The 12,420-nt window shown below is 70.5% G+C and carries 11 protein-coding genes; 5 read left to right on the top strand and 6 right to left on the bottom strand.

All coding sequences use genetic code 11. The annotated features are described in order from the left end of the window. Positions 1-82 precede the first annotated feature (82 nt). Positions 83-2,221 (bottom strand): DNA topoisomerase IV subunit B, encoded by a 2,139-nt coding sequence (locus B7X32_RS12415; RefSeq protein ID WP_292719963.1) that lies wholly within the window; start codon positions 2,219-2,221, stop codon positions 83-85. A 177-nt stretch (positions 2,222-2,398) separates the two neighbouring features. Here B7X32_RS12415 and B7X32_RS12410 point away from each other — a divergent pair, with 177 nt between their 5' ends. Then, a complete protein-coding gene (locus tag B7X32_RS12410) occupies positions 2,399-2,611 on the top strand; it encodes a hypothetical protein (protein WP_292719961.1) in 213 nt (70 codons plus the stop codon). A gap of 89 nt (positions 2,612-2,700) precedes the next feature. On the opposite strand, the gene B7X32_RS12405 is transcribed toward B7X32_RS12410, so the two are convergent. After that, entirely contained in the window at positions 2,701-3,741 is a 1,041-nt protein-coding gene (locus B7X32_RS12405; protein ID WP_292719960.1) for an alanine racemase, read from the bottom strand. Further along, positions 3,738-4,460 carry an alanine racemase C-terminal domain-containing protein gene (locus B7X32_RS12400; protein ID WP_292719958.1) on the bottom strand — a complete coding sequence of 241 codons (723 nt, stop codon included), beginning with the start codon at positions 4,458-4,460 and terminating at the stop codon, positions 3,738-3,740. Before B7X32_RS12400 ends, B7X32_RS12405 begins: the two co-directional genes overlap by 4 nt. A gap of 117 nt (positions 4,461-4,577) precedes the next feature. Here B7X32_RS12400 and B7X32_RS12395 point away from each other — a divergent pair, with 117 nt between their 5' ends. Further along, the gene (locus B7X32_RS12395; RefSeq protein ID WP_292719956.1) at positions 4,578-5,600 is read left to right on the top strand and encodes a sugar-transfer associated ATP-grasp domain-containing protein; all 1,023 of its coding nucleotides are present in this window, start codon (positions 4,578-4,580) and stop codon (positions 5,598-5,600) included. Between the two features lie 122 nt (positions 5,601-5,722). Here the strand turns inward: B7X32_RS12395 and B7X32_RS12390 are convergent, their stop codons facing one another. The 3 genes from B7X32_RS12390 to B7X32_RS12380 form a co-directional block, all read right to left on the bottom strand. After that, entirely contained in the window at positions 5,723-6,427 is a 705-nt protein-coding gene (locus B7X32_RS12390) for a coenzyme F420-0:L-glutamate ligase (RefSeq protein WP_292719955.1), read from the bottom strand. Then, complete coding sequence (locus tag B7X32_RS12385) at positions 6,424-7,668, bottom strand: RNA polymerase sigma factor (RefSeq protein ID WP_292719953.1); 1,245 nt, start codon at positions 7,666-7,668, stop codon at positions 6,424-6,426. The genes B7X32_RS12390 and B7X32_RS12385 overlap by 4 nt, the downstream gene beginning before the upstream one ends. 226 nt (positions 7,669-7,894) lie before the next feature. Beyond that, entirely contained in the window at positions 7,895-8,830 is a 936-nt protein-coding gene (locus B7X32_RS12380) for a PAC2 family protein (RefSeq protein ID WP_292719951.1), read from the bottom strand. Between the two features lie 110 nt (positions 8,831-8,940). On the opposite strand from B7X32_RS12380, the gene B7X32_RS12375 reads away from it, so the two are divergent. The 3 genes from B7X32_RS12375 to B7X32_RS12365 all read left to right on the top strand — a co-directional run. Next, positions 8,941-10,419, top strand: a complete 1,479-nt coding sequence (locus B7X32_RS12375) for a leucyl aminopeptidase (RefSeq protein ID WP_292719949.1) — start codon at positions 8,941-8,943, stop codon at positions 10,417-10,419. Beyond that, positions 10,416-11,789, top strand: coding sequence for a dihydrolipoyl dehydrogenase (gene lpdA / locus B7X32_RS12370; RefSeq protein WP_292719947.1), 1,374 nt, complete (start codon positions 10,416-10,418; stop codon positions 11,787-11,789). Before B7X32_RS12375 ends, lpdA begins: the two co-directional genes overlap by 4 nt. Before the next feature lie 97 nt (positions 11,790-11,886). After that, a partial coding sequence (locus B7X32_RS12365) for a biotin/lipoyl-containing protein (protein WP_292719945.1) occupies positions 11,887-12,420 on the top strand: 534 nt, incomplete at its 3' end.

Raw genomic sequence — 12,420 nt, 5'->3', positions numbered from 1 at the left:
ACGCGCTCCTTCAGCGCGGCCACGAGCTCCACGTCATCAGGGACGGCCACGCGCAGCGCGAGGACCGGCAGTGGCGCGGTCATCAGGCGTCGATGGCCTCACGTGCGAGGCGGTCGGAGGAGTCGATGATGAACTCGCGTCGCGGAGCGACCTCGTTGCCCATCAGCAGCTCGAACACGCGCCCGGCCGCTTCCGCATCCTCCATGCGCACCCGCCGCAGCAGGCGGCCGGAGCGGTCCATCGTCGTGGAGGCGAGCTGTTCGGCATCCATCTCGCCGAGGCCCTTGTACCGCTGGATCGGCTCGTGCCAGCGCTTGTTCTGCTTGCGCAGCTTCGCGAGCAGCGTGTGCAGCTCGCCCTCGCTGTACGTGTAGATGGTCTCATTGGGCTTGGATCCGGGGTTCATCACGATCACCCGGTGCAGCGGCGGCACGGCGGCGAAGACCCGGCCGTCCTCGATGAGAGGGCGCATGTACCGGTAGAACAGCGTGAGCAGCAGGGTGCGGATGTGCGCGCCGTCGACATCGGCGTCGCTCATCAGGATGATCTTCCCGTAGCGCGCGGCGGAGAGGTCGAAGGAGCGGCCGGATCCGGCGCCGATCACCTGGATGATCGACGCGCACTCCAGGTTCGACAGCATGTCGCTGACCGAGGCCTTCTGCACGTTCAGGATCTTGCCGCGGATGGGCAGGAGCGCCTGGTACTCGCTCGTGCGGGCGTGCTTGGCCGTGCCGAGAGCGGAGTCGCCCTCGACGATGAACAGCTCGGTCTGGGCGATGTCCGTGGACCGGCAGTCGACGAGCTTCGCGGGCAGGGACGAGGACTCCAGCGCGTTCTTGCGGCGCTGGGTCTCCTTGTGGGCGCGGGCGGAGACGCGCGCCTTCATCTCGGCGACGATCTTGTCGAGCAGCATCGAGGCCTGGTTCTTGTCGTCGCGCTTGGTCGACGCGAAGCGCTCGCCGAGCGCCTTGCGCACGACCTGCGCGACGATCGTGCGCACGGCCGGAGTGCCGAGCACCTCCTTGGTCTGCCCCTCGAACTGCGGCTCCGGGACGTTGACGGTCAGCACGGCGGTGAGCCCCGCGAGCACGTCGTCCTTCTCGAGCTTGTCGTTGCCGGCCTTCAGGCGGCGCGCATTCTGCTCGACCTGGGCGCGCAGCACCTTCAGCAGCTCCTGCTCGAAGCCCTGCTGATGCGTCCCGCCCTTGGGCGTGGCGATGATGTTGACGAACGAGCGCATGCTCGTCTCGTAGCCGGTCCCCCAGCGCAGGGCGATGTCGACCTCGCAGACGCGCTCCACCTCGGTCGCGACCATGTGGCCGTCGGGCTGCAGCACCGGCACGGTCTCCTTGAACGTGCCGGTGCCCTGCACGCGCCAGGTGTCCGTGACCGGCGCATCCGTCGCGAGGTACTCGACGAACTCCGCGATGCCGCCCTCGTAGTGGTACGAGGTCTCGTTCACCGCATCCGCGGCGCCGGCGGCCTCGCCCTCGGCGCCGTCCTGCGACGCTGCGGCCGTCGAGGCGCGCTCGTCCCGGACGACGAGTTCGAGACCAGGCACGAGGAACGCGGTCTGCCGCGCGCGGGTCTCGAGGTCGGCGAGCTGGAACGCCGCATCCTTCGTGAAGATCTGCCGGTCCGCCCAGTAGCGGATCCGGGTGCCGGTCACGCCGCGCGGCGCCTTGCCGATCACGCGCAGCTCGCTGTTGTCCTGGAACGGCGTGAAGGGGGCGTCCGGCCGTTTCTCCCCCGCGTCCGTGAAGATCCCTGGCTCGCCGCGACGGAACGACATCGCGTAGACCTTGCCGCCGCGGTCGACCTCGACGTCGAGACGCTCGGACAGGGCGTTCACGACGGACGCGCCCACGCCGTGCAGGCCGCCGGAGGCGGCGTAGGAGCCGCCGCCGAACTTGCCTCCCGCGTGCAGCTTGGTGAAGACGACCTCGACGCCGGTGAGCCCTGTGCGGGGCTCGACGTCGACGGGGATGCCGCGGCCGCGGTCGTGCACCTCGACGCTGCCGTCGGGGTGCAGGATGATGTCGATCTTCGAGCCGTTGCCCGCGACCGCCTCGTCGACGGAGTTGTCGATGATCTCCCAGAGGCAGTGCATGAGGCCGGGCGAACCGTTCGAGCCGATGTACATTCCCGGCCGCTTGCGGACGGCCTCGAGACCCTCGAGGACCTGGAGGTGATGGGCGGAGTACTCGGCTGTCACAATCATCCATCGTATCGAGGAGCACCGACGCCGCCCCGACGACACTCCTTGCCGTCACCCGCTCGTCACCTCGCCCGTACGCGGTGAGCGAAACACGCCGTCTCGCGGGCATGACTCCCAGCTCTGCGTGGTTGTATTGAGCACACTCCAGACAGCGGACCCGAACAACGAGGAGGCATCGAGATGAACGCGACGACCGAACGGGACAGCACAGTCGTCCCCCGCCTCACGGCGATGGACCGATGCGACTCCTGCGGAGCCCAGGCCTACATCGCCGCCGAGGTCAACGGCAGCGAGCTGCTGTTCTGCGCCCACCACGGGCGCAAGTACGAAGAGAAGCTCCGTGCGGTGGCCACGAGCTGGCACGACGAGACGTCGCGACTGCTCGAGTCCTGACCCGCTCCCCCAGACAGAAACGCCCGGTGTCCTGCGACATCGGGCGTTTTCACGTCCGCCGCCGGGTCCGCGGGGCCGCGGCATCGCGCTCAGCGGTACTCGCGCCGCACGTGCGGCGTGAGCCGGCAGAGGATCTCCTCGCCGACCGTGCCGATCGCCTCCGCGAGGGTCGTCGGCGAGGACTCCCCGTGGCTGCCGCGGCCGAAGAGGACGACCTCGTCCCCGACCGCGACGCCGTCCCATCCCTCGACGCGCGCGGTGTCGTGATCCACGGCGAGGAGCGCTCGCGCCCCTGCGGGAGTACCGACCTGCACCCGGCCGGCGAGGATGCTCGGCAGCCCGTCGAAGGATCCGACCCCGACGACGACCTCATCGCCGTCGATCTCCCGCACCGGCGCCACGAGCTCCGCCGCGGGGGCGATTCCCGGCAGATCCGGTCCGTCTGCGGAGCGCACGCCGAAGCAGAAGGCGCCGACCCGCACGAGGGATCCGCGCAGTTCGGGGCGCGCCCAGGTCGCCGCCGACGCGGTGAGGTGCCGATAGGGCAGCTCGGCGCCGAGCTCGCCGGCGCGGCGCACGGCGTCGAGGAAGCGCGCCTGCGCGGCGTCGTCCTCCTCGTCGCTCGCCTCGGCGAGATGGCTCCAGGCGCCCACGAGCAGGACGTGCCCGGCCTCCTGCGCACGCAGGGCCGAGGCGACGCCCTCCTCCCACTCCTCGGCGGAGAGCCCGTTGCGGTGCAGCCCCGTGTCGACCTTGAGGTGGATGCGCGCCACGGCGCCGAGCGCGGCGGCGCGGGCGATCATGCGGCGCAGGTAGTCGAGGGTCCCGACGCCCAGATCGATCTCCGCGCGCAGGGCCGCGTCGATCTCCTCGTCGGTCGAGGTGACCCAGGCGAACAGCCGTGGAGCGCCGCCGACCTCGTCACGCAGCCGGAGGGCGGTGGGGATGTCGTAGGCGCCGAACCAGGCGACGCCCGCGTCCACGGCGACGCGCGCGGCCCACGCCGCGCCGAGGCCGTAGCCGTCGTCCTTGACCACCATCATCAGCGTGGACGGGGCGACGCGCGCGGTCACCGCCGCGATGTTGGCCCGCAGCACCGCTTCGTCGGCCCGCAGGACGGGTCCGGTCATGCCTCCCATGAACGCTCCGTCCGCTGCCCGACCACGGCGACGAGCTCCTCGACGCCCATTCCGGTGATCCGCGCCCACTCCGAGGCTCCGGTCCGCATCGGCCCGCGTCCGCCGAAGTAGGTCGCCTCGGCGCCCAGGGCGACGTCGGCCGTGCCGATGTCGACGACGCACACGTCCATGGCGATCCGGCCGACGATCGGGTGCACGACCCCGTCGATCTCGACCGAGGCGCGGCTCCCGAGCGCGCGCACGACGCCCTGCGCATAGCCGCCCGTGACGAGCGCCAGGCGCGAGTCCTCCGGAGCGCGGTGGATGTAGCCGTAGGAGACGCCGCCTCCGGCCGCGATGTCCTTGGTCGAGAGCACCCGGCCCACCACGCGCATCACCGGGGCCCCGTCCAGGGATCCGTCCGCGTCCGGCAGGCCGTACAGCAGGTGCGGATCCAGGTCCGGATCCTCGGTGCAGGTCGCGTCGAGCCCCTCCGCCCGCAGCAGGGAGAGCTCGGCCTCGCCGTCCACGCGCACGCGGCGCGCGCCGGCCGAGAGCACGGCGCGGGCGACGTCCACGAGTCCGTGCCCCCAGGCGTCGCGCCGGAGATCGGCGACGCCCGCTCCCCCGGCGGCGACGGCGGCCGCGGCCCCGGTCGCGAGAGCCGACCGGGAGATCAGCGAGCGCAGCATCGCACTCCGCGGCAGAGTGGCGGAGAGCGGCTCATTCACCGTTCCACCCTACCTGCGCCCCTCCACCCGGATCCGCCCGCCCGGCCCGCGCCCGGGGGTCTCGGAGGCGGGCCGCCTAGAATGGACCGGTTCCCGATCCCTCGACCCGGAGTACGCATGCCCTCGAACGGCCTCGGCCTCAAGTCCCGTCTCGGCTATCTCGCCGAGCGCGCCCGTCGCATCAACGTCGGCTCGGTGATCGAGCGCGCCAAGGAGGCGTCCGCGCAGCACGGCAAGGCCGTCCCCACCGTCGTGGTGGACATGCTGTGGTCGGCCGGCCGCCACAACGTCGGCTTCCAGGACTACATCGACTACGACTTCGCGATCCTGAACCGCGCGGAGCGGGCGACCTACATGACCCACCCGGTGTCGAACCAGATCTCCGAGCGCTACGCCCACCCCGACTACCGGCACCTGTTCCACGACAAGATCGAGTTCGACGAGAAGTTCTCCGACTTCCTCCGTCGCGAGTGGATGGTCGTGAAGCCCGGGAACGCCGAGGAGCTGCGCGCGTTCGTGGAGCGCCAGGGCACCGTCATCGTGAAGACGCCGATGGGACAGGCCGGATCCGGCGTGTTCCGCTACCACGCCGCCGACATCTCCGACTGGGATGCGTTCCACGCCGACCTGCTCGGCAAGGGCCGTCTGCTCGTCGAGGAGGTCATCCGGCAGCATCCCGACCTCGCCGCGGTCTGCCCCGGCACGGTCAACACGACGCGCGTGACGGCCTTCTTCGACGGCGAGAAGACGCACATCCTCGCGATGGCCCAGAAGTTCGGTCGCGGCGAGGTCAGCGATCAGATGTCCTTCGGCGGCTTCTACACGATGCTCGACGAGGACGGCCACGCCGTGAGCGCCGGCTACGACTCGCACGGCCACGTGCACGAGCTGCACCCCGACTCCGGCTTCCGCATCGCGGACTTCCAGTTGCCGATGATCGACGAGGTCAAGGCGTTCGTGGATCAGGTCGCGCGCGTCGTGCCGCAGGTGCAGTACGTCGGATGGGACATCGTGGTCGGCCCGGACGGGCCCGTGCTCGTGGAGGGCAACTGGGGCGCCGGCGTCTACGAGAACAAGCCCAGCGTCTCCGGCATCCGCACCGGCCACAAGCCCCGCTACCAGGCCGCCATCAAGTTCTGAGCGTGACGCCCTTCGTCTCGCTGCGCTCGCTCAGGGACCGGAGCATCGGTCCCTGAGCGAGGAGCGCAGCGATGAGACGAAGGGCGGTCCCTGAGCGAGGAGCGCAGCGATGAGACGAAGGGTCAGGCCGGGCGGATGATGCCCATCGGCGTCGACTCCGTGCCCTGACCGAGCGGGTTGTCCTTGAGGATCGCGACGAGTCGCTTCTCGGCGGCCTTCTCGAGCGTGGAGCCGAGGATGTTGCCGCCGAGGTCGTTGATGTCGACCACGGCCACGTCGCACACGCCGCCGATCAGCCGCTGCATCTCGTGCGCCACCTCGCGCGGCCGCGCCGGGCCCAGCACGACCGAGCGGTCGTAGGGCGGCATGGTGCCCTCGGTCGGTCCGTCGATCGCGCGCGCCTTCTCACCGGCGATCCGGTAGAAGTCGCCGCGGCGTCCGAACGCCTTCGTCACGGCGGAGACGGCCGCCGCGAACAGGATCCGGGGCGTCCCGCACTCCCGCAGGGCCATCTCCATCGTCTCGGGCATGCCGAGGCCGATGCCGTAGGGCGTGCGCGTCACGTACTTCGACAGGAAGAACGCGAGTTTGCGCGGCTGGATCTCCTCGAGCAGGAACGACCGGCCCTGGGTGATGCCGACGATCTTCTCGGTGATGAAGAGGAGGTCGCCTTCCTTCACCTCACCCGCGGCGTACTCGGTGACGATGTCGGCGAGCACGTCGCCCGGCATGACGACCTTGGTGCGGATCGGAATCCGCAGCCAGCGCGCGCCGTCGACCGAGATCTCGAGGTTCTTGCCGTCGTTGGGCCTCGCCTCCGCGCTCACTCGAGGTAGTCCCGCAGCGACTGCGAACGGCTCGGGTGACGCAGCTTCGCCATCGTCTTGGACTCGATCTGACGGATCCGCTCGCGGGTCACGCCGAAGGTGTCGCCGATCTGGTCGAGCGTCTTGGGCTGGCCGTCGCCGAGGCCGAAGCGCATGCGGATCACGCCCGCCTCGCGCTCGGACAGGGAGTCGAGCAGCTGCTCGAGCTGACGCTGCAGCATCGTGAAGCCGACCGCGTCGGCCGGGACGACCGCCTCGGTGTCCTCGATGAGGTCGCCGAACTCGCTGTCGCCGTCCTCGCCGAGCGGGGTGTGCAGCGAGATCGGCTCGCGGCCGTACTTCTGCACCTCGATGACCTTCTCCGGGGTCATGTCGAGCTCGCGGCTCAGCTCCTCCGGGGTGGGTTCGCGACCGAGGTCCTGCAGCATCTGCCGCTGGACGCGGGCGAGCTTGTTGATGACCTCGACCATGTGCACGGGGATGCGGATGGTGCGGGCCTGGTCGGCCATGGCGCGGGTGATGGCCTGGCGGATCCACCACGTCGCGTAGGTCGAGAACTTGAAGCCCTTGGTGTAGTCGAACTTCTCGACCGCACGGATGAGACCGAGGTTCCCCTCCTGGATGAGATCCAGGAACTGCATGCCGCGACCCGTGTAGCGCTTCGCGAGGGAGACGACGAGACGCAGGTTGGCGCCGAGCAGGTGGCTCTTGGCGCGCTGACCGTCACGGGCGACCCACTGCAGGTCGAGTCCGAGCTGACTGGTCTTCTCGGCCGCCGACATCGCCGAGAGCTTCTCCTCGGCGAACAGGCCGGCCTCGATCCGCATCGCGAGTTCGACCTCTTCGGCCGCGTTCAGCAGCGCGACCTTTCCGATCTGCTTCAGGTAGTCCTTGACCGGGTCGGCGGTGGCGCCGGTGATCTGCGTCGAGTAGACGGGGACGTCGTCCTCGTCGTTCGAGCTGATTCGGATCGCACCGGTCGGCAGCGGCTCGGCGAAGGCGGGCTTGGCGCCCTCCTCCTCGTCGCCGTCATCCGTCGCGTCGGCAGGAGCCTCGTCGGCGGACTCGGCTTCGGCCTCGTCCTTGCTCTTCGCCCTGGACGTCTTCTTGGCCGCAGGCTTCTTCGCCGCCGCCTTCTTCGGAGCCGCCGGCTCCGCGGCGTCGACGGCCTGGGCCTCGACCTCCTCGGGCTCGGCCTGGTCGTTCTTCGTCCGGGTGTTCTTCTTCGTGGCAGTCGTCACGTCTCGCCTTTCAACGGAGCGCTTGCGCGGGCGCCCTGTGCTTTTTCGGCCTGTGAGCCTCACGGCCCGTGCCCTTGCGGGCACTAGTAAGACCCTTGTCAAGTCCCCAGACCTTGCGGAATGGGTATTGACAACGGGTCGTCAGATAAGTATCGCACACTCTGCGCGCGCAGACGCCGGATCCCGCATTCTGCGTGGATCCTTTCGGGACACTCCCGGGATCGGCTCAGATCCGGCCGTTCTTGTCCTCGTCGCCGCCCGGGCGCGTGGCCAGGAATCGCTCCAGCTCCGCCGCCAGCTCGTCGGCGCTGGGGAGGGACCTCTCGTCGAATCCGGCGGGCGCCTCGTCCTCGAGCTCGAGGCCGGACATGTAGGCGTCGTAGCGGTGCTCGAGCGTCCGCACCATCTGGCCGAGCTCCTCGTTGTCTCGCACCTGCTCGTCCACCCGCTCGAGGTACTCCGTGCGCTTGTCCCGCAGCGCGTCCGTGAGCAGCACCAGCCCGGTCGCGGCCATCACCTTCTCCGCGGCGGTGAGCACCGCGTCCGGATACTCGGTATCGGCGAGGTAGTGCGGCACGAGGAGCACGAAGCTCGCGACGCTGCGCTCCGCCTGCACGAAGCGGTACTCGAGCAGATGCCCGGCCGTGCCGGGGACCTGCGTGCGCGGGCGCCACACCGAGTGCGCGGCGGTGAGCTCCGCCCTGTTCCCGCTCGCCGTGACCCCGATCGGCCGTGTGTGCGGCACCGGCATCGCGATCGAGTGCACCCAGGTGACGGTGGAGACGTCGTACTCCGCGGCGAAGTCGAGGACGACGTCGGCGAAGGCGTTCCAGGCGAAGTCGGGCTCGTAGCCGGCTAGAAGGAGGAACGGCCGCCCGAGCGCGTCGTGCGCGAGCGACAGCTCCAGCCGCGCGGGCTTGAGCTCGGCGATGTGATCCTGATCGAAGGTGAGCACGGGCCGGCGGGCGCGGTAGTCCAGCAGGAGGTCGTTGTCGAAGACGAGCACCGGCTGCGGATCCGTCGTCTCCGCGAGGTGATCGATGAGCCCCGACACCGCGGATCCCGCATCCGTGAAGCCGGTCAGCAGAATGACGAGCGGAAGGCCGGACGGCACGCCACCGGGGTAGGCGACGCGTTCGTGGATCTCTCCGGAGATGGGCATGCCTCCATGCTACGAGCCGCCCCGCCGCGCGGATCCGCTGAGCGCTGAGAGCGAACACGCGGAGGGCCCATCCTCTCCCCGCGCATCGCGCCGAACCTAGGATGGAGACCATGACGTCTCCTGCGCTCGAGCTGCACACAGGCGCTCCGGCGGACGCGAACGCAGATGCGGTCGTGCTCGTCGTCGCCGGTCTCACGGACACCCCGGAAGACCTGTCCCCCTTCTCCTCCACTCACGCCGCGCTGACCGCGGTCGGCTTCACCGGGAAGGCGGGCGCCTACACGCGGATCCCTGCACCCGATGTGGCGGACGTGCCGGTCGCCGTCGTGAGCGCCGGTTCCGCCCCCGATGCGCACGCCGTGCGCGAGGCCGTCGGCGGCGCGCTGCGCACGCTCACCGGCTTCGACCGCGTCTCCGTGCTGCTCGGCGACGCCGTCGCGGAGCATGCGCCGGCCGCCGCCGAGGGTGCGCTGCTGGGCGGATACCGGTTCGACGACTACCGCTCCGGCGACCAGCCGAAGCGCGCGGGGACGGTCGTGCTGCACGCCGAGCTCGCGGCGGAGGACGCTGCGCACGCCGCGGCGCTCGCCGAGGCCGTGGCGCTGACCCGGGATCTCGTCACCACCCCCGCGGAGTGGCTGGGACCCGAGGATCTGGCGCAGCGCGCCGTCGAGGAGCTCACCGGGCTCGAGGTCACCGTCGACGTGCTCGACGAGACCGCACTCGCCGCAGGCGGCTACGGCGGCATCCTCGGCGTCGGACAGGGATCCGACCGCCCGCCGCGTCTCGTGCGCCTCGACTACTCCCCCGCCGGCGCCACCGGGCACATCGCCCTCGTCGGCAAGGGCATCACCTTCGACACCGGCGGCCTGTCCCTGAAGCCGCCGGCCGGCATGGTCGGCATGAAGACGGACATGGCGGGAGCGGCCAGCATCCTCGCCGCGACCAAGGCCGTCGCGGCCCTCGGCCTGCCGATCCGCGTCACCGCCTGGCTGTGCATCGCGGACAACATGCCCTCGGGCTCCGCGATCCGCCCGGGCGACGTGCTGCGCTTCGCCGACGGCCAGACCGTCGAGGTTCTCAACACCGACGCGGAGGGCCGACTCGTCCTCGCCGACGGTCTGGTGGCCGCGAGCCGTGAGAACCCGGACGTGATCCTCGACGTCGCCACCCTGACCGGCGCGATCATCGTCGCGCTCGGCATGCGTCACACCGGCGTGTTCGGAGACGACGACACCGTGCAGGAGGTGCTGGCCGCGGCATCCGCCACCGGCGAGCTCGCATGGCCGATGCCGCTCCCCGAGCACATGGAGGACGAGCTGAAGTCGCCGATCGCGGACATGGTCAACGCCAAGATCGGCGACCCCGCCGGCGGCTCGCTCTTCGCCGGCCTGTTCCTGCGCCGCATGGTCGGACGCACCTCCGACGAAGCCGATGCGCCGCGCATCCCCTGGGCGCACCTCGACATCGCCGGCTCGTCCGAGCACAAGGGAGCCCCCTACGGCTTCACCGACAAGGGCGCCACCGGCGCGATCGTGCGCACGCTGATCGCTTTCGCCGAGGCGCGAGCGAACGGAGCAGACGCATGACCGCCCACACCTTCGACATCGTGATCCTCGGCGGCGGCAGCGGCGGATACGCCGCGGCCCTGCGCGCGGCCGAGCTCGGCAAGTCGGTCGCCCTGATCGAGAAGGACAAGGTCGGGGGCACCTGCCTGCACCGCGGCTGCATCCCGACCAAGGCGCTGCTGCACTCCGCGGAGATCGCCGAGAACGTGCGCGACGCGGCCAAGTACGGCGTCGGCGCCTCCTTCGAGGGGATCGACCCGGCCGGCGTCCGCGCCTACCGCGAGGGCATCGTCGCGAAGAAGTACAAGGGCCTCGAGGGCCTCGTCAAGGCCCGCGGCATCACCGTCGTCAGCGGTGAGGGGACTCTGCGCCCCGACCGCTCCATCGCGGTCGGCGAGGACGTCTACACCGGCGCCGATGTGATCCTCGCGACCGGTTCGTACAGCCGATCGCTGCCCGGTCTGGAGATCGGCGGCCGGATCCTCACCAGCGAGCAGGCGCTCGCGCTCGAGGAGGTCCCGCAGCGCGTCGTCATCCTCGGCGGCGGCGTGATCGGCGTCGAGTTCGCCAGCGTGTGGCGCTCGTTCGGCGCCGAGGTCACGATCGTCGAGGCGCTCGACCACCTCGCCCCGAACGAGGACCTCGCGCTCAGCAAGGGTCTGGAGCGCGCATTCCGCCGCCGCGGGATCGCCTACTCGCTGGGCGTCCGGTTCGCGAGCGCGACCCAGACCGAGAACGCCGTCACCGTGACCCTGGAGAACGGCACCGCCTACGAGGCCGACTACCTGCTCGTCGCCGTCGGCCGGGGCCCCGCCACGGCCGGACTCGGATTCGAGGAGGCCGGCGTCGCCATGGACCGCGGCTTCGTCCTCGCAGATCCCGAGCTGCGCACGAACGTAGATCACGTCTGGGCCGTCGGCGACATCGTGCCCGGTCTGCAGCTCGCCCATCGCGGCTTCCTGCAGGGCATCGCCGTCGCCGAGCGCATCGCCGGACTGACCCCCGCGGTCATCCCGGACGCGGAGATCCCCCGTGTCACCTACTGCAGCCCCGAGGTCGCCTCGGTCGGCGTGACCGAGGCCGCCGCGATCGAGGCCTTCGGCGCCGATGCGGTCGTCTCCTACGAGTACAACCTGGCCGGCAACGGCAAGAGCGAGATCATCGGCACAGGCGGACTCGTCAAGGTCGTGCGGCAGAAGGACGGTCCCGTGCTGGGCGTCCACCTGCTCGGCGACCGGGTCGGGGAGCTCATCACGGAGGGGCAGCTGGCGGTGAGCTGGGAGGCGCACCCCGAGGACATCGCCCCGCTGATCCACGCCCACCCGACCCAGAGCGAGGCGCTCGGCGAGGCGTTCCTCGCCCTCGCCGGCAAACCGCTTCACGCAATGTGAAACTTTTCTTACGCATCGTGGAAATCACAACTGGGCTGAAGGCCTGGTTGCCCACTAAGCTGAACACCATCACGATCTTTCCTAAGGAGACTCCGTCATGAGCACACCCGTGGTCCTTCCCGCCCTCGGCGAAAGCGTCACCGAGGGCACTGTGACCCGTTGGCTCAAGCAGGTGGGCGACACCGTCCAGGCCGACGAGGGCCTGCTCGAGATCTCGACCGACAAGGTCGACACCGAGATCCCCTCGCCGGTCAGCGGCGTGATCGAGGAGATCCTCGTCAACGAGGACGACACCGTCGAGATCGGCGCGGTCCTCGCCCGCATCGGCGACGGCTCCGGCGCATCCGCCCCGGCCGCCCCCGCTGCCGAGGCCGCCCCCGCCGCCGAAGCCGCTCCCGCTGCTCCCGCCCCGGCCGAGGCCCCCGCGCCTGCCGCCGAGCCCGCGCCTGCCGCTGCAGCCCCCGCCGCATCCTCCGACGCGACGGACGTGCGCCTCCCCGAGCTGGGCGAGAGCGTCACCGAGGGCACCGTCACCCGCTGGCTGAAGCAGGTCGGCGATGACGTGGCCGTCGACGAGCCGCTGCTCGAGATCTCGACCGACAAGGTCGACACCGAGATCCCCTCGCCGGTC

Source organism: Microbacterium sp. 13-71-7 (genome assembly GCF_002257455.1).
Taxonomy (GTDB): domain Bacteria; phylum Actinomycetota; class Actinomycetes; order Actinomycetales; family Microbacteriaceae; genus Microbacterium.
The sequence above is the reverse complement of the archived record's forward strand: the minus strand, read 5'-3'. Positions and strand labels throughout refer to the sequence as shown.